We start from the raw sequence: 19,747 nt of genomic DNA, 5'->3' as shown, positions 1-19,747 counted from the left end.
CTATGGAAAAGGTGCTGAGTTTTTTCGATCAAGGCGGCGGTTTGCTTTGGGCGATTCTCGTGGTATCGGTGTTGATGTGGACGTTGATATTGGAACGGTACTGGTTTTTTTATTTTCAATTGCCGCGTTTGCAGGCCGAATTATTGGATTATTGGCGAAATCGTTCGGCTTCGCGGCATTTTTGCCAGCAACGCTTGAAGGAAGGCTTGGCTTCGCAATATTTTTCGCAAGTGTTGCGCGGACTCAAGACGGTTGACATATTGACGCAAATCTTACCATTGCTCGGGCTGCTTGGGACCGTATCGGGGATGATCAAGGTCTTCGAAGTGATCAATGCGTTCGGCGCCGGCAATGCGCGCGGCATGGCCGCAGGCATATCGGAAGCGCTAATCACGACGATGGCGGGTTTAATTACGGCCTTATCGGGCTTGTTCTTCGCCGCCAATCTCGAATCCCGCGCCAGACGTGCGCGCGAAAAATTTACTTCGCAATTAACCGAATGATGAGATTACGTTAATGCAACGTCAACATACTCGCCCGCCGAGTTTCGGAGCCGGGCTCAATGTGACGCCGTTGATCGATATGGTGTTCATTTTATTGATATTTTTTGCGGTCAATTCGTCGTTCGTCAAGGAAACCGGCGTCGAGGTCGACCGCCCGACGGCGCAGACCGCCGAACGCCAGGATCAGGCCGGCATTCTGATTGCCGTGACCAGAGACGGCGAAGTTTGGATCGAGCAACAACAAGTCGACGTTCGCGCGGTACGCGGTCATGTCGAACGCTTGCATGCCGAAGCACCGGAGGCCTCGGCACTGATTCTGGCCGACAAACGTTCCGAAACCGGGCTCGTCATGCAAGTCTTGGATCAGGCGCGACTGGCCGGAATCGCCCGCGTCGCGGTGGCAGCGACTGAAGAGTTATGAGACTGGTGCTGACATTCACGGCTGCATCGGCGATCAACTTGCTGCTGTTTTGGGTCATGATCCAATTGGTTACCGCCGAACAGGGTAAGCAATGGATTCGAACCACTGATTCGGCGTTTTTCGACTTTATCCGGCAAAGGCCGGAGCCGGAGGCGATTTCGCGTTCGCCGAGAAAAACGCCACCGAAACCCGAGCCGCAAAAAACGGAAACCTTCTCCGAGCAGATGCCGCAACAACGTTCTCCGGCTGCCGATTTGCGAGCCTTACCCTTGCAAGTACCGGCTTTGAGAGTCGATGTGCCGGCAAGTCCTCGGATGAATATTTCGGGCCCAACATTGCCGTCCGTAATTAGTGGCGGACAAAGCAAGACGGGCAAGTTTGGAACTGTCCCGGGATCCGGGCGAGGTTCCGCTCCGGCTGCACCGTCTTTCATCATGGCCGATGAGTTGACAGCCATATCGCGTATTCAACCTAACTATCCTGATCGATTACGCTTTCGCCGGGTCGAGGGCGAAGTCCTCATTGAATTTACGGTGACGACCGAAGGGACCGTGACCGATCCGGTCATAATCAACAGTAAGCCTTCCGGTGCTTTCGATCGTTCGGCATTGCGTGCCGTACGTCGCTGGCGTTTTCAGCCGCGTCGCGACGAACAAGGGAATCCAGTACCGGTGCGCGCTCGGCAAGTTTTTGCATTTACGTTGAATTAATGAATAAACAAACTTATTTTCGATTGTTTAGGACCGCTTTTTTAGTTGGGTTGACTCTGTTTGGCGCGCTGGCTGTTCACGCACAGGAAAAAGCCGTTAGCGAAGAAACTTTCAAGGTTCTCAAAGAAGCCGATGTAGCATTACGGAAAGGCCAATCCGAGCAAGCCTTGCGTCAATTGAGAACAATCCAAAGCAAGACTGCCGACAAATCCTACGATCATGCTGTCGTTCAGCAATATCTGGCTTATGCCTATTCCGGAGCGAACGATTTTAGGGGGGCCAGGCAAGCCGCTAACGAGGCTTTAAACAGTAAACTGCTCGACGCCGATGCGGAACATGGATTGCGTAACATTGCCGGTCAAGCGGCTTTTCATTTGGAAGCTTACCGGGAGAGCGTGACGCATTTGGAGCGGTGGCTGCAAAGAGAACCGAAAGCCGATGCGGATAGTTATTATATGGTGGCCTATGCCGCCTATCGTGCGAACATGTCCCGTTCGGCAATCCGTCATTTGGAAAGAGCCGTGGCCCTAAAAAAGTCGCCTCCGTCCGAGTGGATTCAATTGTTATTGTCGCTTTATGTCGATCGCAAAGATTTTGCGAAAGCCGAGCCTCTCGTTAAACGCTTGATCGCCGATTCGCCTAACAAGCGTCAATGGTGGCGTTATCTAAGCGGTCTCTACACCCAGCAAAATCGCCATGACCGGGCTATATCCACGATGATGCTGGCTTATTATATCGGTGAAGTCCGGCAAGAAGACGTTTTGAATTTAGTGAAATTCCATGCGCAACAAGGTTATCCGTCTAAGGCAGCCCGATTGCTGGAAACGGAAATCGAGAATAAGCGGATGCCTCGCAATTATGAAAACTTGAAGCTCTTGTTCGGTTGCTGGCAATTGGCGCGAGAACACGATAGAGCCCGCCGGATTTTGACCGAGGCAGCGGCGCTGTCCCCTAACGGCGAGGATTATATGTTGTCCGGACGTATTGCAATGCAACGCGGCGATTGGGCGTTAGCCAAACAGGCGTTTCAAAAAAGCTTGCGCAAAGGCGGCTTGAAGCGCAAGGCGCATGTGCGTTTGTGGTTGGGTATTGCGGCCCTCAAGTCTCAAGATGAAGCGCTGGCTCGTCAGTCGTTGGAGGCGGTGCTGAATGTGGCCGATGTCAAACAAGAAGCAGCCTATTGGTTGAAGCGTATGGAGCGCGGAGAAAAACGGCATAAACATCATGGGCGGGGAGAGGGGTTGGGGGAGTCTTGAAATAGGTGAAAGGGGAAAGGTGAAAGGGGAAAGGTGAAAGGGGAAAGGGGAAAGGGGAAAGGGGAAAGGGGAAAGGGGAAATTAGGGCTTGACAAATGGATTAAATGCCGCATTATTTCACCGTTCACCGTTCACCGTTCACCGTTCACCGTTCACCGCTTAGCTAAGTTCTGACAACCAAACCGCTGCCCAGCGAATTGCGATACGCTGAAACCGACGGTAGCAGTGCCAGTACAAAAGAGACCGCTAAAATTCCAAGTAAATATTGGAATGTAAGCGGCGTAAACGGATTGATGCCGATAAATAGGCCGTATTGTTCGCTGAGTTCCGTCCGCGCAGTCAATAGAGCAATGCAAAGGGCCGTACTGCCGACTAGGATTCCGGTTACTGTGACAACCAAGGCTTCGATTTCGATTAAGAAAAACAATGATCCGGCATGCGCGCCAATTGCGCGTAACACCGCCATTTCGCGTTCGCGTTCTTTCATCGAGGCCAACAGCATCGTCGACAGTCCCATAAGCGTTGCAAACAATACCAGTATCGAAATCAATTGCAGAATGTTTTCGAGCGCTCCTATCATTTGCCACAGTTCCATCAACGTGATGCCCGGCATGATGCCGACTAAGGCCTCGTCTCGGTAGTTATTGATTTCCCGTTGCAGTGAAAACAATGAGATTTTCGAGTTTAAACCGACCATGAAGGCTGTTATTGATTTCGGCGTTAAGTCATGTTTGAGCGCGTCTTCGGCGCCAATCGAACGGCCCGGTATGTGCACACCTCCTTGCCAATCGATATGTATCGCTTCGATGCCCGCCAAGCTAACATAAACGGCTTGGTCGACCGGCGTCCCGGTCGGGGCGAGAATGCCGGTCACAATAAACGGTTTGTCGTCGTGTTTGCTGAAGCCGACTTTAGCGATGCCATGCGCCAGCGTTATCGATTGGCCGGGTTGGTAGTCTAGCGTTTTGGCGACTTGTGCACCGACTACCGCTTCGTAGACGCCATCGAAGGCGCGGCCCGATTTAAATGCTAGGTTTTGCTTTTGCCCATAATGAAAATGTTCGAAAAAATCTCGGCTGGTGCCTACCACGCGATAGCCTTTATGCGAGTCGCCGAGCGAAATCGGAATACTCCAGGCCACTTCGGGTTTTTGCGAGAATTCCCGGTAGCTTTGCCAAGAGATATTGTTCGAAGCATTGCCGATATGAAATACCGAGTAAAGCAGCAAGTTCAAAGGGCCGGTGCGGGCGCCGACGATTAGGTCCACGCCCGAGACCGTTTTACTGAAGCTGTTCTTGGCTTCGCTACGAATATGTTCGACGCCAAGTAATAGAAAAACGCCGACCGCGATCGATAACACGGTCAGCGTTACGGTAAGTTTTCGGTTCCAAAGGCTGGCAATGGCCAGTTTTAACATCATACTTTCGATTCTCCGGCTTGCATCAGATCATGTAGGCTGATTTCTTGGTCGAAATAGTGCCCCAGCGATTTATCATGACTGACAAAAATAACCGTGGTTCGATTCAGAGCGGCCGATTCGAGTAAAACGCGCATGAATTCATCGCGCGTATCGCTGTCCAAAGAAGAAGTCGGTTCGTCCGCGATAATCAATTCGGGATGGTTGATCAAGGCTCTAGCAACAGCGACGCGCTGCTGTTGGCCGACACTCAGTTGACCTGCTTTGCGGGTAAGAATAGATCGATCGAGGCCCAAGCGTTGGGTCAAGGCGCTAATTTCATTATTATTGGCGTCATGACGGTTGCCGAACTTGACGGCTAGATTGATGTTTGCCTCAACAGAAAGATAGGGCAATAGATTAAACTGCTGAAAAATAACGCCGATATGGCGGGCACGGAAACGGTCGCGGGCCATGCCGCCGATTTTTGTTAAGTCGGTGTCGAGCACTTTGATGTGTCCGCTTGTCGGAACGAGTATCCCGCTGATTAAGCTCAGTAAGGTTGATTTGCCGGAGCCGGATGCGCCGTGCAAAAAAATACGCCGGCCCGGTTCGACTCGCCACTCGGTAATCTTCAATACCGGCGCATGGCGTTTATGCCAACTGAAAGAGACGTTTTGTAGATCGAGTGCATAGTCGAAATCTGTCATGCGGGTGCGAGAGTGTGTTGCTAAAAGCTATAATGTTACACTAAATCACTATAGGTTACTTTCCGATGAAAATAGTTCATACCTTGTTAAAACTCATCTTGTGCTTGGCGTTGGCGATGCCGGTTTTGTCGGTGTCGGCGGATAATTATAAGACCCTCGAGTGGACCGACTTGATGCCGCAAAGCGATTTGGATGCTCTAATGAACGGGCCGGAGATCACGCACGACACGCCAGAAATCCCGCTCGATTCGCAGATTTCGAATCAAGTGCGTCAAGCCATCGAGCAGGCGGCGGACAGTGCCTATCAAAAGGCTTTGGTTTCGACCGACGTGAGGCCGGAATTAAACGAAACTAAAGTTCGAATTCCGGGTTTTATGGTGCCTTTGGAGTTTAACGACAAACATCAGGTTACCGAGTTTTTCGTGGTGCCGTATTTCGGGGCTTGTATCCATGTTCCGCCGCCGCCGCCCAATCAGTTGATTCATGTCGCCTACCCGAAAGGCTTTAAGCTGGAAGATCTTTATATGCCGTTTTGGTTTCAAGGGGTATTGAATACCTCGCTATTTAGTAAGGATGTCGGCACCGGCAAGGCCGTATCCGCCTATTCGATGCAAGTCGCAACGATCGAAGATTACGAGGAAGAATAGGTTTTATTCGATCGAAAAAATCGACGATTGATTGTTCAAGAGTGCCGTGCCTTGCCCTTTGCTACCGATCCAGCGAACTCGAATGGCTTCAAAGCCGGGAAAACGGTCGAATAGTTGAGTGCGGACAGAGTCGATGGTCGATGCGTTTTGGCACGATAGGGTATAAGTAGCATGAAATTCGGAATGTTCTTCCGGTTCGCCGTGTTCCGATTCTTCTTGATCGTCATCGTCGAAAGGTCCGCTGATATGCGTTTCGGCTGCGCGGCATTCGCCTTTTTCGAACGATGCAATGATGTCGACGTCATTCAATAACGCCAAAGCATTATGCAATTCGAGTTGCTGTGCATCGGTTCTAGGCTTGTGCTCAAAGCCGATCAGATTGATCGCAGGGGACTCGAATTCGATTAATACACTATCGTTCTCGATGACAATATTCAGTTCGGCGACGCCATGAATATGAGCATCATGATGGCGTTTTTCCGACAAGGTAGGGTCGGAAAATAGGTAAAGCGACAGGAATGGGATTAAGAATCGGCTTTTCATAGTCAATACTGTTTTGGGATAAACGAGATGGTTTAATCGGATACGCGCTTCGCTCGGCTTACTCTAGGAAGTTATGTTATATCATGCGTGCTGCTAAGCAATCAATTGCCGTCAAGCGGGATCAAAAATGCAGCTAAGAACCGATAGAAGTAAATTAAACGAATGTAATTGCGGTGGCAATACTTGCGATCGCGAAAGACAGGCATTTTCAAAGAGTCAATTCGTTTAGCTGACTTTTTGTCGCGAACAAAAAACGTCACGAAGCCGATTTGAAAGACTATGACAAAGATTGTATCAATCGTTCGATACAAAAACGCCCGTTAGAAACGGGCGTTTTTTTTAATCGGACTTAAGCAGGTGTTACGTTCTCTGCTTGAGGGCCTTTTTGACCTTGGCTCACTTCCATCGTGACCTTTTGGCCTTCACGCAAAGTTTTCCGGCCGGTGCCGTTAATTGCGCTGTGGTGAACGAAGACATCTTTGCCGCCTTCTTGTTCAATAAATCCAAAACCTTTTTCATCATTGAACCACTTAACGGTACCTGTAACTAACTCGGACATAACACTCTCTTTTACTTGTAATGTGCCATACCAGGATGGCGTTGAAATAAACGGTTCTTATAATATAGCCGGCTTATCAGGAAAGCAATTTAAATTTCAGTCTACGTGACAAATTATTATCAACTCCACTATTGGGTTAAGAAATCAACTTGCAGAAATTGGCTGGAATTTGAAGTGCGAACGGTATGAATGGAGAAAATGAGAAGTGGCTTGCAATTTTGAATGTTACATTATAACATTTCATTGGCGATTTAATATTGCTGCAGCAATTCTTCATTCTTATTTTTATTGGGAGTCTTTAAACATGAAAAGCTTAAAACTCTTTTCGATCGGCCTTTTGGCCGTTTTTATGAGTTCGAATGCATTGGCGCATTCGGATATCGAACTGACCTTGCAGAACAATAAAATCATTGTCGATCCGCACAATGAAGCGATGCTGGCCGGCGGTTATAAATTATTTGAAGCCGATTTCGGTGAATTCGGCAATCCTTACGGAACCGACGATCCGGGGTTCAATGGTTTCGGTTTAGTTAGCAATAGTCTAATTTGGTACCAAGTCGAAAACACCTTGAAAAAATGGGATGTACTTTCTTCGAGCTGGCTTTCCACAGGTTTTAATGAACAAATTGAGATTGAGAAAGCTTCGATAACCAACATTGTTTCTGCAACCAATGGCCTTGGTGATCAGGGTTTTATCGGGTCTGTAAGTAGCAGCGGCGGTCTGCATACTCATGTCGAATTCCAAATCGGCAAAGCCGGCGGCGTTAATCCGGACGATGGCGCTTATTTGTTGGAATTGTCTGTGTTCGATACGCTTAATGATACTGGATTGACACCTATCGGTAATGTTTCCGATAAATTCTTTTTGGCGTTTCACCTGAATGAAGGCGGGACCTTCGGACACGAGTCATTCGAGCAAGCGATCGCCGCCGTTCCAGTCCCCGCGGCGGTTTGGCTATTCGGGTCGGCATTGGCATTGTTGGGATTTGGTCGACGGAAAGTCATGATTGCTTGAGCTTAAGTTTTCCTCACTCCATCCGTTTTAGTTAATGACGTTTCGTCGCCTTAAATGGCGTCGAAACGTTTTTGTGATTTATAGGTTTTATTAACAATGGCTTCATTCGTCGCGGTAGTGTTGCTTTTTTTATCCGGCGTTGCGGGTCTGGGCTATCAACTGGTCTGGACGCGCATGTTTGCGGTCGGACTGGGACACGAACTCACCGCGATGTTGGCAGTGGTTGCGGCTTTCTTCGGAGGGCTTACTTTAGGTGCTTTTGTGCTGGACAAGTGGGTCAGCGTGAGCCGGCGTCCTGCCCTATGGTACGCCGGTCTGGAGTTGATCATCGGCCTTTGGGCGTTGGTTAGCGCGTTTGTCATTCCAACCGCCAATGATTGGGCGCGAGCTTGGCTTGGCGTCGAGCCGGGCTTACTGCATTTTTGGTTTGTCGCCTTTCTCGTACCGTTTTTCGCATTGTTACCGGCTACACTGGCGATGGGCGCAACGCTGCCGGCAGCCGATCGCTGGTTAGCGCAAATCAAAGCCGATCCGCGTCAAATAGCGCTGGCGTATTCGGTCAACACGGCCGGTGCAGTGCTGGGCGTGCTGGTTGCAAGCTATGCTCTGATGCCGCTATTAGGGTACCGTCAAACACTGTTTGCATTGGCATTTATCAATGCTTTGGTCGCATTATCCGCCGGATTGTTTTACTTTCTAAAGTCTGAATTATCGCTTCCCGAAAAAACGAGAGTCATAAAGGCGCATAAGCAACCGTTGCCGCTGTTTTGGCGCTTGTTGATCACAGGGTTTTTGGGTATCGCCTATGAAGTCGTTACGGTAAGGGTGATGGCTCAGGTGCTAGAAGGCACCGTTTACAGTTTTGCAGCGGTGCTGGCCGTTTATTTGACCGGCACAGCAATCGGCGCAGGGCTTTATCACCGCTTCGGTCGCAACCGCGATGGCGATCGTTTGTTGACGAGCTTGTTGTTCTCTTTGAGTTTGTTTTGTCTCACCGGACTTTCGGTGCTTTATTTAACGCATGGTTTATATTGGTGGGTAAGAACCGGTCTCGGCGATAGTTTAGATGCTGTGCTGTTAGCCGAATTGACCGTGGCCTTACCGGTGCTGTTGCCGCCGACTTTAATCATGGGTGCCTTATTTAGTCATCTTGCACAATCGGCCCGGCATGCTACGGGTGGCGTCGGTTGGGCCTTAGGTGTCAATATGGCCGGCGGCTTGGCAGCCCCTTTGGTCGCGGGTGTCGTTTTGGTGCCGCTGCTCGGTGTCCAATGGACATTGATCGGCATTGCATTGGCTTATTGGCTGCTATTGCCTAAGTTTTCGATTTTACCCCGCTGGGCTTATGCGCTACCGGCAATCCTGGTATTGCTGTTACCCGGTCGTTTGCAGATCGTTACCCTTAGGCCCGGCGAGTCGGTATTGGAGTACCGGGAAGGCGCGATGGCCTCGGTGGCTGTAATCGAACAGCAGAACGAACGCAATCTTCGTGTCAACAATCGTTTCCAAATGGGCGGAACAGGCGTTCGCGCACTGCGTCTGCAACGCATGCAAACTCATGTGCCGATGTTGTTACACCCGAAGCCGTCCGATGTTCTGTATCTCGGCGTAGCAACAGGCGTAACCGCCGGCGCCGCGCTGACTCATCGAGCATCCCGGATCGATGCGGTCGAATTAGTGCCGGAATCCTTGGCGTTATTGCCTTATTTTTCGCCGTACAATGCCGAATTACACAAGAACCCTCGTGTTCGTCTTTATACGTCCGATGCCAGACGTTATGTTCGAACGTCGTCTCAGCAATATGATGTAGTGATAGGGGATCTATTTCATCCCGGCCGCGATGGCGGCGGTCTGCTCTATACCAAAGAACATTTCCAAGCGATTGCAGAGCGATTGATGCCGGGAGGGCTCTATTGCCAATGGCTGCCTCTATATCAAATGGATGAAGCGATGCTGCGTTCGGTGATCAAAACCTTTCAATCGGTGTTCGGTAAGACCGAAGCTTGGTTGGCGGGTTTCGATTTGGGCTATCCCTCGCTGGCTTTGATTGCATTGTCCGGGGATACGGCCCGTCCCGAAGCAATCGAAAGCACGATCGGCTTCAATCAACCTTTAAAACAACACCTGCATTTGGCGGCGGTGCGAAGTTCCGTGCAATTGGCGGGGCATTTTCTGGCCGATCATCGCATGTTGGCCGATTATGCCGAAGGTGCTCCAATCAATACCGATGATCACCCCGTTATTTTATTCGATGCGCCGAAGTTTACTCTTAAACGCGGCGTTGCTTCTTATGCCTCCTTCGCAGCGTTGTTAAACTCGTTACAGTTTAAACAAGCAAGCGCCTTGTCGTCCTTGAGCAGTGACGCCAATGCCGAATTTACCGAAAGGGTTGATGCCTTCGTCAAGGCGCGTAATCTTTATTTTGCGACGATGATCAACCACAACGAGGACGAAGCCAGAGCATTGAGCGGCTATTTGCAATCGGTTGAAACCAGTCCCGATTTCACGCTGGCTTATGCTCAAATTGTCAGCATGGCGATCGGCAAAGCCCAAAAAGAACCTGAAACCGCGCGTCAATGGCTGGAAAAACTGATTGAGATTCGTCCTGAAATTCCAGGCGCAAGAGATGTGCTTTACCGTTTGCCGGGTCTCTGAACCATGAAAATTCTCACCGTCATTAATTGGATAGCGTTAACGTTGAGCATTTTAACGGCGAGCGGCATGCTTTGGGCATCCGAAGCGGATGATTCTGAAAACGGCGAGACTGTTTTCGAAAGTGCTGAACAAGACTCGATAGAAACAACCGAAAGCACCGAGCCCGAAACCGGCGAATACGATGTGGAACTTGAAAAGATGGTCATCGAAGGCATCGCGCCGACGGCTGATTCGACATCCGAATTATCCGATATCGATTTACGCTTGAAATCGGCGAGTACCTTGGGCAAAACCTTGGAACGCGAACTGGGGGTTTACAATGCTTCGTTCGGTCCCGGAGTCGGCCAGCCGATCATTCGCGGCATGGGCGGTCCTCGGGTGCGAGTGATGCATGACGGAATCGGCTCGCACGACGCGTCGGCGATGAGTCAGGATCATGCGGTCGCGGCCGAATCGTTACTTGCCGATAGTATTACGATTCACAGAGGACCGGCTACCTTGCGTTACGGCAGCGGGGCAATCGGCGGCGTCGTCGATGTCAAGCATAAGCGCATTCCCGATAGCGTACCGTTAAAACCGATCGAAGGCACTGCCGAGTACCGCTATGACCACAATCCCAAAGAAAATGCCGGCATGGTCGGCATCGACGCCGGCAAAGGTAACGTTGCCGTCCATCTCGATTATTTTCAACGCGGCAACGAAAATACCCGGATTCCGGGCTTCGCATTAGATGAAGCGGCGCTTCGTAAACAACTGAAAACCGATGCGCCTTTGAACAACAGCAAAGGCGAAATCAAAAATACTGATGGGGAAAGCCGGGGCGGTTCGGCCGGGATCTCCTTGATCGGCGATCTCGGCTATATAGGAACCAGTTACAACCATACCTATAAGGCTTACGGTTTGCCGCCGGGCGACCCGGGCGGCCATAGTCATGTCGGAGTGGCACCGGGGGGGAGCGATCAGGGCGAGGCGGTGCGTTTTGCGATGGAGCAGCGACGTTACGATGTCGAGGCCATGTTGTTCAATCCAATTCCCTACATCGAGTCGGTCTCGGTCAAGACCGGTTTTGTCGATTACGAACATGAAGAAGGCGAGTCTGAATTTTCGGTCTTATTTACCAATGAGGTTTTGGAAACTCGTTTTGAACTAGAGCATCGATTGATCGATCAGTGGTCCGGTTTTTTGGGTTTGCAATGGCAAGAACGCGAGTTTTTGGCTAAAAGTCCGAAAATTGAAGGGGAAAAGCTAATCGATCTTGTTCCTCAGTCGCAAATCGATTCTTTGGGTTTGTTTTTTACCGAAAAACTGGATCTTTTCGATGAGTTAACCTTGGAGTTCGGCGGCCGTTATGAACGGCAGGTGACCGAGCCCAATGCAAAACTATTGAAAGGGACGGTTTTCGGGCAGGCGCTTGAGGTGCCGACTCGCAAATTGACGCATAAACCCAGTTCGTTGGCCGCGAGTATTACATACAGACCTTTCGAAGGCGGTTCGATTTATTTGGCATGGCAAAACTCGGAGCGCGCGCCGGATATCCATGAATTGTATTCGCTAGGGCCGCACCCGGCCAATCGCACTTTTGATATCGGTACCTTGGATTTGTCGGTTGAGCGGGCAAGTAACCGCGAACTCGGGATTCGTTACGATGATGCCTTGATTTCATTACAAGGCAATGTTTATCAAAAGGATGTCAAAGATTTCATTTATCAGGAGAATTTAACTTCTGAATTCGGCTTTTTCGAATTGGAAGGCAATAGATTAGTAGCTGCTTGTGTCAAGTTGGAAGGGTGTTTTCCTGTCTTTGGTTTTCGCGGCGACGATGCGGAATTTTACGGTTACGAAGTGGAAATTAAAATTCACCCGTCGTTCGATTGGGGTATGCCGCATCTGACCTTATTCTCCGATTACGTTCGCGGGCGTTTTAAGGATAGGACGCTGGGCGACGTGCCGCGTTTGCCGCCGCAACGTTACGGATTCGAAGTCGGTTTGCAGAAAAACGCTTGGCAGGGTGCGCTACGTTTTACCCAGGCCTTGGCGCAAGACAGGCCAGGAATCGATGAAACCGAGACGCCTTCTTATCACCGTTTCGATCTCGACGTTTCATATGACTGGCATGCGGAGTCGGGGCAAAGAGTCCTTCTGTTTGGAAAGGCCTCGAATTTAAGCGATTCGCCGATCCGCAATTCCACATCTTTTTTACGCAACATTGCACCGGAGCCCGGAATGAGTTTGGAAATAGGTTTCCGGGCCTATTTTTAGCCACGAAACAGACGAATGAACGAGGGAAGTGAAAGCTATCCAGTCTTAACAAATTCAGTACCTATGGCCTAAGATATTGAATAATATGGTTTAGAAATTATGCCAGTTTTTTACAAATAAGTCTGGGTAAAAATATTATAAGTAATGTTATATTATTGCAATAATAATATTGTGAGTTTGTAGAGCTCAAAATCAAAACGGATATTTGCCCGAAGTCTCAGGCAATAGGTAAACCGTTTAAATTTTTTTATACCCATCGTAGATCAAGATTCGGTACTGGGGTGATCGGTCCCTAGTTAGGCACTGCCGAAATTTGAAGTGCGAAAGGTATAGTATCAACTTTTTGACTATAAGGCCTTCAAGGGGCGGGAGAATACAATGAGTGTGTCGATTAAACCCATCGTTTGGCCAAGCTTGTTGCTGGCTGCGGTTTTTTTTATACCATCTACTCAGGCGTTGGCGTCATTTCATCAAGATATTGAGGTGTCTCGTGTAAGCTCGAGTATCCAAGCCGGTTTTTGTTCGCGTCCCGAGCTTGGCTGCGATATTGCCGGCGTCGAAAGTTTGGGGCTTCCGCCCAATACTCTGCCGACCGATTTTGAAACCGGTAAAGATATTTATGTCACCGCTTTTACACATTTTGTATTTTCCGGGCAGCATGCAACTGACAATCCCGGGTTTCAGTCTGCCGCCGGTGCGCTTGCTGGAAACGAGGTGGTTTTTTATCAGGCACTCGGTGTGATGGAGTTCTGGAATCCCGCAACAGGTGCCTGGAATATTGCACCGGATAATGTTCAGATTAGGCTAGCCGGTGGAAGACTATTAGATCCGGTTATTGATCAAAGCTGCGGCCGTCTTATCTGTCCGCCCAAAACCGAGGGCTCTACGAACTATTCAGGAAAAGGCGTGTCCGGTGCGGAATCTCTGATAGTAGGTTCGGCTGCCGCCAATGGCTTATTGCATACGCATTTGAATTGGTTTCTGGAAACCAACCCTGGAACAGCGAATGGCGGTCCTGCTGGAGCTTATTTAGTGGAAATGAGTCTGTTTTCGGATCAACGACCTACGCCTTCGGATCCATTTTTTATCTTATTCAATAATCAGTTGCCTAACCACCAATTTCAAGCGGCAGTTTCCTCTCGGGTATTGGATCCAAGTTTGTCCGAGGTGCCTATACCAGCAGCCTTTTTCTTGATGGCCAGTGCTTTCGGGTTATTCTTTAGTTGGCGTCTATTTCCTAGGTCGATTTTATAACCTTTAGCAAGTGTGTGGCGACGCTCTAGTTAAGACATTAAAAAAGGCCCTTTCCATCCAGGTAAGGGCCTTTTTCGTTGAGCGAAGCGTCCGTTAGCCTGGAATAACGTTCGCGGCTGTCAGGCCTTTAGGGCCCGATTCGATTTCGAATTGTACCGATTGTCCGGGGCTCAATGTTTTAAAACCTTCTCCCTGGATGACTGAATGGTGAACGAAGACGTCTTCCGTACCTTCCGACGGCTCAATAAAGCCGAAGCCTTTCGTGTTGTTAAACCACTTTACAGTGCCTGTTGCCATTTTTTTAAAACTCCTACTAATATTAACTTACTGTGTGACGCAGAACGACCTGATTGATTGCCGGACATCAACCTAAAACAGGTAGGCGTTCACTCAAGATCGGTTTTCTGATCGGGCAAAATTGTAGCTTTTTTTAAAGCCTAATACCATTAAAGGTTTCGGTACATGCCGTCCAGCACCAGTGCATTCGGACTAACCATGCCGATAACCTTGCCGTTTTCGATAACCGGCGCGCGAACTAAGTTGTAGTTTGCAAACAATCTTGAACAAAGACGGATATCCATATCGGGCGAGACCTGAATCACCGGGCAAGCCATGATCTCATAGACATTTACGCGGTCTGGAGCCTTATCTTTAGCCAATACATGGCGTGCGATATCGCCGGAGGTAACCAAGCCGTATTCGTCGAATTCATGGCGTTTATTGACGACCAGTACCGAGGTTTTTTGCGACTTCATCAGCTTTAATGCATCGCTGACCGAGGCCGAGCCTTCGATCATCGAAAAGTCGGTTTTCATGACGTCTCTGACATGAATGATTTTAGTTTTATCGATCATATTTCATCTTCCAGTTCTTGGGTTAATTGTTCGACTTGATGCATCACCCCGATCGCATCTTCAACATCGATTTTAAAAGCGATGCCGGTGCCTGATGTGGCGTCGAATTCGGCTGCTTTGGCGATTTTTTCGAGGATATAGCGGCTCAAATGTTCCTCAACCAGAAACATCAATACATCCCGTTGAGTTTCCAAGGTCAGGCCGAAAAAGGTCTTGGATTGCTTCATGCCTTCACCTCTGGCATGGTTGATCACGGTTGCGCCCTTGGCGCCGCTTTTTCGGGCGGTATCGAGCACAAGATCGGTTTTTGAGTCTTCAACAAAGGCGATGATTAATTTGAAACGCATGGCATTCCTCGGTTATTTGGATGGGCTTTGATTGGATGAATTTCGTTTTTTATTTCGCCACTCGGCGAGCTGTGCATAGGCCAAAACAGTAATAATTGGAAATAAACTAGCAAAAGCGATTAAACCGAAACCGTCAAGTAAGGGATTGCGTCCCGGTACCGTCGAAGCAAGCCCCAACCCCAATGCGGCGACTAATGGTACGGTCACGGTTGACGTTGTGACGCCCCCCGAATCGTAGGCTAATCCGATAATGAGTTTAGGCGCGAAGACGGTTTGGATAATTACAACGATATAACCGGCAATGATGTAATAATAAAGTTCAGTTCCGGTAACAATACGATAGGCGCCTAATGAGATGCCGAATGCAACGCCGATCGAGACCGCGATTCTAAGTCCCCACGCGCCGATTGCACCGCCCGATATTTCCTCGGCTTTAACCGCGACTGCCAGCAGCGAAGGTTCGGCCAATGTCGTGGCAAAACCGATGGAAGCGGCGAATAAATAGACCCATAGATAGTCATGCCAATCGGCCTGTTCTGTATCGGCCGCAATACCGAGAAATTCCGGCGCGGTTAATTGCGTGGCCATCAATTCGCCGAGCGGGAACAGCGCCATTTTTAAACCGTCCAGAAAAAACGTAATACCGATTAGGACATTGACGAAACCGAGAAAGGTTCGTGCCGGATGAAGAATGGGTTTACGAATGACCAATACTTGAAAACCGATGATAATAGCTACTATCGGCAAAACGTCGCGGCAGGTTTCCAAAAAGCCTTGAGAAAAATGAATTAACCAATCGATCATACCAACATCCCGTAAGCCATGACGAACATCATCGGTGTTAGCGAGGCGAAAGCAATAAGACCGAAACCGTCGATCATCGGATTGCGGCCTTTGATAGAACTGGCTAAACCGACACCTAAAGCGGTCACCAACGGTACCGTTATGGTTGAAGTCGTCACGCCTCCGGAATCGTAAGCAATGCCGATGATTTCAGCAGGAGCGAACGGTGTCATCGCGACAATCGTACAATAGCCGCCGATGATTATATAGTGCAGAGGCCAGCCTCGGATAATTCTGAGTACGCCTATTAGGATAGCGAAACCGACAGATGCTGCAACAGTCAGTCTTAAGCCGAGAGCGTATTGATTGATAGCGGTTTCGGTGTTTTCGATGACATCGCCTTTTGCTGCAACATTGGCCGCTTCGCTCGCTACGGCAATCAACGCCGGTTCGGCAACGGTCGTGCCGAAGCCGAGGCAGAACGAAAAAAACAACAGCCAAAACAAGCTGCCTTTTTTGGCAAACGCATAAGCCATCGACTCGCCGATCGGAAACAGGCTTTGTTCAAGGCCGAGCATAAAAAAAGTCAAGCCCAATACAACAAACAAGGAGCCAACGATCAAGTTGAGTACATCGGGAATGGGTTGTTGTATGACCGCGATTTGAAAAACCAATACCACGACCAAAATAGGGGCTAAATCCAAAAAACTGCTGAAGATCTGTCTGACAAAACGATTATTGCGCAAAAACATGATTACTCCTTGTAGGCCATTAAGATTCTATCTTAATGGATGTGGGTAAGGCTAGTTTGTGAAAGATGAAAGGTGAAAGGTGAAAGGTGAAAGGGGAAAGGGGAAAGAGGAAAGATTATCGTTCCCACGCTCCAGCGTGGGAATGCAGCCCTGGACGCTCCAGCGTCCAGTAACGACAGAAACGAGCTGAAATACTTTTTCTCGGATTAACGCGAACATGGCCGGAAAAAAGAGTAATTTTTCTCGGCGAGCTTGAAAAACAGCCGGTTACCCTCCATGTTAGGAGTAATATACAAATTCACCGATGAGGTAAACAACATGAGAATGGATAAACTGACCAGCAAGTTTCAGATGGCGTTGGCCGATGCGCAAAGCTTGGCTTTAGGCAAGGATCATCAATTTATCGAACCGGCCCATGTGATGCTGGCGTTATTAAACCAGGACGGCGGCAGTATTCGTCCGCTGTTGTCGCAAATCGGCGCGAACCCGAATATCGTGCAGGCTGAATTAACTAAGGTGCTTGAACGCACTCCGACCGTTTCAGGAATCGGTGGCGACGTGCAGATTTCCAACGAATTGTCGCGCTTGTTGAATGTGACCGACAAGCTCGCGCAAAAACACGGCGATAAATTCATCTCGAGCGAATTATTCTTATTGGCCGCCTCCGAAACATCGGGCGCTCTACAAGATATTCTAAAAAAAGCCGGCGTTACGAAAGAGGCAGCCGAAAAAGCCATAGACAATGTCCGCGGCGGACAAAACATCGACGATGCCAACGCCGAGGAGCAACGTCAAGCCTTGAGCAAATATACGATCAATCTTACCGAGCAAGCCGAACAAGGCAAGCTCGATCCGGTGATTGGCCGCGACGACGAAATCCGACGCACGATTCAAGTCTTGCAGCGTCGTACCAAAAACAATCCGGTGCTAATCGGCGAGCCCGGCGTCGGCAAGACCGCGATCGTCGAAGGCTTGGCGCAACGCATCGTCAATGGCGAGGTTCCCGAAGGTATCAAGGGCAAACAATTGTTGTCACTTGATATGGCCGCGCTCATCGCCGGCGCCAAATTCCGCGGTGAATTCGAGGAGCGCCTGAAAGCGGTGCTTAACGACATTGCCAAGCAACACGGACAAATCATTTTATTCGTCGATGAATTGCATACGATGGTCGGTGCAGGTAAGGCGGAAGGCGCGATGGATGCCGGCAATATGCTTAAGCCCGCTTTGGCGCGCGGCGAGTTGCATTGCGTCGGTGCGACCACCCTAGACGAATACCGCAAATACATCGAAAAGGACGCGGCCTTGGAGCGCCGTTTCCAAAAAGTCCTGGTCGATGAGCCGAACGTCGAGGATACGATCGCAATATTGCGTGGCCTCAAGGAAAAATACGAAGTGCATCATGGCGTCGAAATTACAGACCCCGCGATCGTCGCTGCTGCAACGCTGTCGCATCGTTACATTTCCGATCGGCAATTGCCGGACAAGGCGATCGATTTGGTCGACGAGGCGGCCAGTCGCATCCGCATGGAAATCGATTCGAAACCGGAAGCGATGGATAGACTCGAACGGCGCTTGATTCAATTGAAGATCGAACGCGAAGCGCTGAAAAACGAAACCGACGATGCCTCTAAGAAACGCTTGGAAAGCCTCGAGGAAGCGATCGAGAATCTGGAAAAAGAATATTCCGAGTTTGACGAAATCTGGAAGGCTGAAAAGGCTGCGCTGCAAGGTACAACCGCGATCAAGGAAAGACTGGAACAAGCCAGGTTGGAATTGGAAGTCGCCAGTCGCGCGAACGATTTGAGCCGCATGTCCGAATTGCAATACGGCGTGATTCCTTCGCTGGTCAAGGAGTTGGATTTGGCGTCGCAAGCCGAGATGCAGGAAATGAAACTGCTTCGCAATAAGGTAACCGATGAGGAAATCGCCGAAGTTGTTTCGAAATGGACCGGTATTCCGGTTTCGAAAATGATGGAAGGCGAGCGCGACAAATTATTGCGCATGGAAGAGCAGATCCAAAAGCGCGTGGTCGGACAAACCGAAGCGCTGATTTCGGTCAGCAACGCGATCCGTCGTTCGCGGGCGGGGCTTTCCGATCCTAATCGTCCGAACGGTTCTTTCCTGTTCTTGGGACCAACCGGCGTCGGTAAAACCGAACTGTGCAAGGCACTGGCCGAATTCTTGTTCGATACCGAGGATGCGATGGTGCGCATCGATATGTCCGAGTTTATGGAGAAACATTCGGTCGCGCGTCTGATCGGCGCGCCTCCGGGCTATGTGGGTTACGAAGAAGGAGGATATTTGACAGAAGCGGTGCGGCGCAAGCCTTATTCGGTGATTTTGCTCGACGAGGTCGAAAAGGCGCATCCAGATGTGTTCAACGTGCTGCTGCAGGTGCTCGACGACGGCCGGTTGACCGACGGGCAGGGACGGACGGTCGATTTCCGCAACAGCGTCATCGTGATGACCTCGAATTTAGGATCCGACCGTATTCAAGAGCTTGCCGGCGAGGAAAATTACGCGGCAATGAAAGCGGCCGTGATGGAAGTGGTTGGCTATCATTTCCGTCCCGAGTTCATCAACCGTATCGACGATGTTGTCGTATTTCATCCGCTGGGCCGCGATCAAATTCGTGCGATTACCGATATTCAGATTCGCTATTTGCGTAAACGCCTGCTCGATCACGACATCGATTTGGAGTTGAGCGAGGCGGCTCTGGATAAACTCGGCGAAGCCGGTTTCGATCCGGTTTACGGCGCAAGACCGCTGAAACGCGCGATACAGCATCAATTGGAAAACCCGCTCGCTCAAGAGATTCTTGGTGGAAAATTCTGTCCGGGCGACAAAATTGTTGTCGATGTCGAAGGCGGTACATTGGCGTTTTCGAAAGCGGCTTGATTTCTCGAAGCCCTTGGCGCTTCCTCAGATCTCTCTCAGTGAAGGGCTGAGGAGAGGTTTTAGCTTAGGACAGTTATTGCCATCCATAGTCGATATGGATGGCAATACGGCTATTGAAAGAGTCGGAAATCTTATACTCATATATGGACTCCTCGTTTATTGCAAGCCAAGTTTTCAAAAATTGA

At 49.7% G+C, this 19,747-nt stretch carries 19 protein-coding genes; 10 read left to right on the top strand and 9 right to left on the bottom strand.

Annotated features, from left to right (window positions below):
- The first annotated feature begins 2 nt into the window (after positions 1-2).
- Genes ACRJJO_RS07930 through ACRJJO_RS07915 form a run of 4 tightly spaced genes read left to right on the top strand, consistent with a single transcriptional unit; the run spans position 3 to position 2,890 of the window.
- Positions 3-503, top strand: coding sequence for a MotA/TolQ/ExbB proton channel family protein (locus tag ACRJJO_RS07930; protein ID WP_014149449.1), 501 nt, complete (start codon positions 3-5; stop codon positions 501-503).
- A 13-nt stretch (positions 504-516) separates the two neighbouring features.
- Positions 517-924, top strand: coding sequence for an ExbD/TolR family protein (locus ACRJJO_RS07925; RefSeq protein ID WP_125220281.1), 408 nt, complete (start codon positions 517-519; stop codon positions 922-924).
- On the top strand, positions 921-1,634 hold the full coding sequence (locus ACRJJO_RS07920; protein WP_431065306.1) for a TonB family protein: 714 nt from the start codon (positions 921-923) through the stop codon (positions 1,632-1,634). Before ACRJJO_RS07925 ends, ACRJJO_RS07920 begins: the two co-directional genes overlap by 4 nt.
- The gene (locus ACRJJO_RS07915; protein ID WP_431065305.1) at positions 1,634-2,890 is read left to right on the top strand and encodes a tetratricopeptide repeat protein; all 1,257 of its coding nucleotides are present in this window, start codon (positions 1,634-1,636) and stop codon (positions 2,888-2,890) included. The genes ACRJJO_RS07920 and ACRJJO_RS07915 overlap by 1 nt, the downstream gene beginning before the upstream one ends.
- Positions 2,891-3,053: 163 nt before the next feature.
- On the opposite strand, the gene ACRJJO_RS07910 is transcribed toward ACRJJO_RS07915, so the two are convergent.
- The gene (locus tag ACRJJO_RS07910; RefSeq protein ID WP_431065304.1) at positions 3,054-4,310 is read right to left on the bottom strand and encodes an ABC transporter permease; all 1,257 of its coding nucleotides are present in this window, start codon (positions 4,308-4,310) and stop codon (positions 3,054-3,056) included.
- A complete protein-coding gene (locus ACRJJO_RS07905) occupies positions 4,307-4,996 on the bottom strand; it encodes an ABC transporter ATP-binding protein (RefSeq protein ID WP_431065303.1) in 690 nt (229 codons plus the stop codon). The genes ACRJJO_RS07910 and ACRJJO_RS07905 overlap by 4 nt, the downstream gene beginning before the upstream one ends.
- Before the next feature lie 65 nt (positions 4,997-5,061).
- On the opposite strand from ACRJJO_RS07905, the gene ACRJJO_RS07900 reads away from it, so the two are divergent.
- A complete protein-coding gene (locus ACRJJO_RS07900) occupies positions 5,062-5,643 on the top strand; it encodes a DUF3299 domain-containing protein (RefSeq protein WP_431065302.1) in 582 nt (193 codons plus the stop codon).
- Positions 5,644-5,646: 3 nt separating this feature from the next.
- Here the strand turns inward: ACRJJO_RS07900 and ACRJJO_RS07895 are convergent, their stop codons facing one another.
- Both ACRJJO_RS07895 and ACRJJO_RS07890 read right to left on the bottom strand, forming a co-directional pair.
- On the bottom strand, positions 5,647-6,186 hold the full coding sequence (locus ACRJJO_RS07895) for a DUF2796 domain-containing protein (RefSeq protein WP_431065301.1): 540 nt from the start codon (positions 6,184-6,186) through the stop codon (positions 5,647-5,649).
- Between the two features lie 349 nt (positions 6,187-6,535).
- Positions 6,536-6,745, bottom strand: coding sequence for a cold-shock protein (locus ACRJJO_RS07890; RefSeq protein ID WP_014149441.1), 210 nt, complete (start codon positions 6,743-6,745; stop codon positions 6,536-6,538).
- Between the two features lie 304 nt (positions 6,746-7,049).
- Between ACRJJO_RS07890 and ACRJJO_RS07885 the strand changes: the two genes are divergently transcribed.
- The 4 genes from ACRJJO_RS07885 (at position 7,050) to ACRJJO_RS07870 (ending at position 13,928) form a co-directional block, all read left to right on the top strand.
- Positions 7,050-7,760: a hypothetical protein gene (locus ACRJJO_RS07885; protein WP_431065300.1), complete on the top strand. Its 711-nt coding sequence runs from the start codon at positions 7,050-7,052 to the stop codon at positions 7,758-7,760.
- Between the two features lie 96 nt (positions 7,761-7,856).
- The gene (locus ACRJJO_RS07880) at positions 7,857-10,415 is read left to right on the top strand and encodes a fused MFS/spermidine synthase (RefSeq protein WP_431065299.1); all 2,559 of its coding nucleotides are present in this window, start codon (positions 7,857-7,859) and stop codon (positions 10,413-10,415) included.
- 3 nt (positions 10,416-10,418) lie between these two features.
- Positions 10,419-12,674: a TonB-dependent receptor gene (locus ACRJJO_RS07875; protein WP_431065298.1), complete on the top strand. Its 2,256-nt coding sequence runs from the start codon at positions 10,419-10,421 to the stop codon at positions 12,672-12,674.
- A 378-nt stretch (positions 12,675-13,052) separates the two neighbouring features.
- Entirely contained in the window at positions 13,053-13,928 is an 876-nt protein-coding gene (locus ACRJJO_RS07870; RefSeq protein ID WP_431065297.1) for a hypothetical protein, read from the top strand.
- 93 nt (positions 13,929-14,021) lie between these two features.
- On the opposite strand, the gene ACRJJO_RS07865 is transcribed toward ACRJJO_RS07870, so the two are convergent.
- The 5 genes from ACRJJO_RS07865 to ACRJJO_RS07845 all read right to left on the bottom strand — a co-directional run bounded on the left by ACRJJO_RS07865 (position 14,022) and on the right by ACRJJO_RS07845 (position 16,664).
- Positions 14,022-14,225, bottom strand: a complete 204-nt coding sequence (locus tag ACRJJO_RS07865; protein WP_014149436.1) for a cold-shock protein — start codon at positions 14,223-14,225, stop codon at positions 14,022-14,024.
- Between the two features lie 149 nt (positions 14,226-14,374).
- Positions 14,375-14,782, bottom strand: a complete 408-nt coding sequence (locus ACRJJO_RS07860) for a CBS domain-containing protein (RefSeq protein ID WP_431065296.1) — start codon at positions 14,780-14,782, stop codon at positions 14,375-14,377.
- Positions 14,779-15,129, bottom strand: a complete 351-nt coding sequence (locus ACRJJO_RS07855; protein WP_014149434.1) for a P-II family nitrogen regulator — start codon at positions 15,127-15,129, stop codon at positions 14,779-14,781. Before ACRJJO_RS07855 ends, ACRJJO_RS07860 begins: the two co-directional genes overlap by 4 nt.
- A 12-nt stretch (positions 15,130-15,141) precedes the next feature.
- On the bottom strand, positions 15,142-15,933 hold the full coding sequence (locus ACRJJO_RS07850; RefSeq protein WP_125220270.1) for a DUF1538 domain-containing protein: 792 nt from the start codon (positions 15,931-15,933) through the stop codon (positions 15,142-15,144).
- Positions 15,930-16,664 carry a DUF1538 family protein gene (locus ACRJJO_RS07845; protein WP_125220269.1) on the bottom strand — a complete coding sequence of 245 codons (735 nt, stop codon included), beginning with the start codon at positions 16,662-16,664 and terminating at the stop codon, positions 15,930-15,932. Before ACRJJO_RS07845 ends, ACRJJO_RS07850 begins: the two co-directional genes overlap by 4 nt.
- A 318-nt stretch (positions 16,665-16,982) precedes the next feature.
- On the opposite strand from ACRJJO_RS07845, the gene clpB reads away from it, so the two are divergent.
- The gene (gene clpB / locus ACRJJO_RS07840) at positions 16,983-19,562 is read left to right on the top strand and encodes an ATP-dependent chaperone ClpB (protein ID WP_431065295.1); all 2,580 of its coding nucleotides are present in this window, start codon (positions 16,983-16,985) and stop codon (positions 19,560-19,562) included.
- Positions 19,563-19,747 lie beyond the last annotated feature (185 nt).

Source organism: Methylotuvimicrobium sp. (assembly GCF_050611805.1).
Taxonomy (GTDB): domain Bacteria; phylum Pseudomonadota; class Gammaproteobacteria; order Methylococcales; family Methylomonadaceae; genus Methylotuvimicrobium.
This window is presented reverse-complemented; position numbering and strand designations above follow the sequence as displayed.

Coding starts and splice junctions, on each gene's coding strand:
- ACRJJO_RS07930 (WP_014149449.1), top strand. CDS start 3: ATGGAAAAGGTGCTGAGTTTTTTCGATCAAGGCGGCGGTTTGCTTTGG.
- ACRJJO_RS07925 (WP_125220281.1), top strand. CDS start 517: ATGCAACGTCAACATACTCGCCCGCCGAGTTTCGGAGCCGGGCTCAAT.
- ACRJJO_RS07920 (WP_431065306.1), top strand. CDS start 921: ATGAGACTGGTGCTGACATTCACGGCTGCATCGGCGATCAACTTGCTG.
- ACRJJO_RS07915 (WP_431065305.1), top strand. CDS start 1,634: ATGAATAAACAAACTTATTTTCGATTGTTTAGGACCGCTTTTTTAGTT.
- ACRJJO_RS07910 (WP_431065304.1), bottom strand. CDS start 4,310: ATGATGTTAAAACTGGCCATTGCCAGCCTTTGGAACCGAAAACTTACC.
- ACRJJO_RS07905 (WP_431065303.1), bottom strand. CDS start 4,996: ATGACAGATTTCGACTATGCACTCGATCTACAAAACGTCTCTTTCAGT.
- ACRJJO_RS07900 (WP_431065302.1), top strand. CDS start 5,062: ATGAAAATAGTTCATACCTTGTTAAAACTCATCTTGTGCTTGGCGTTG.
- ACRJJO_RS07895 (WP_431065301.1), bottom strand. CDS start 6,186: ATGAAAAGCCGATTCTTAATCCCATTCCTGTCGCTTTACCTATTTTCC.
- ACRJJO_RS07890 (WP_014149441.1), bottom strand. CDS start 6,745: ATGTCCGAGTTAGTTACAGGTACCGTTAAGTGGTTCAATGATGAAAAA.
- ACRJJO_RS07885 (WP_431065300.1), top strand. CDS start 7,050: ATGAAAAGCTTAAAACTCTTTTCGATCGGCCTTTTGGCCGTTTTTATG.
- ACRJJO_RS07880 (WP_431065299.1), top strand. CDS start 7,857: ATGGCTTCATTCGTCGCGGTAGTGTTGCTTTTTTTATCCGGCGTTGCG.
- ACRJJO_RS07875 (WP_431065298.1), top strand. CDS start 10,419: ATGAAAATTCTCACCGTCATTAATTGGATAGCGTTAACGTTGAGCATT.
- ACRJJO_RS07870 (WP_431065297.1), top strand. CDS start 13,053: ATGAGTGTGTCGATTAAACCCATCGTTTGGCCAAGCTTGTTGCTGGCT.
- ACRJJO_RS07865 (WP_014149436.1), bottom strand. CDS start 14,225: ATGGCAACAGGCACTGTAAAGTGGTTTAACAACACGAAAGGCTTCGGC.
- ACRJJO_RS07860 (WP_431065296.1), bottom strand. CDS start 14,782: ATGATCGATAAAACTAAAATCATTCATGTCAGAGACGTCATGAAAACC.
- ACRJJO_RS07855 (WP_014149434.1), bottom strand. CDS start 15,129: ATGCGTTTCAAATTAATCATCGCCTTTGTTGAAGACTCAAAAACCGAT.
- ACRJJO_RS07850 (WP_125220270.1), bottom strand. CDS start 15,933: ATGATCGATTGGTTAATTCATTTTTCTCAAGGCTTTTTGGAAACCTGC.
- ACRJJO_RS07845 (WP_125220269.1), bottom strand. CDS start 16,664: ATGTTTTTGCGCAATAATCGTTTTGTCAGACAGATCTTCAGCAGTTTT.
- clpB (WP_431065295.1), top strand. CDS start 16,983: ATGAGAATGGATAAACTGACCAGCAAGTTTCAGATGGCGTTGGCCGAT.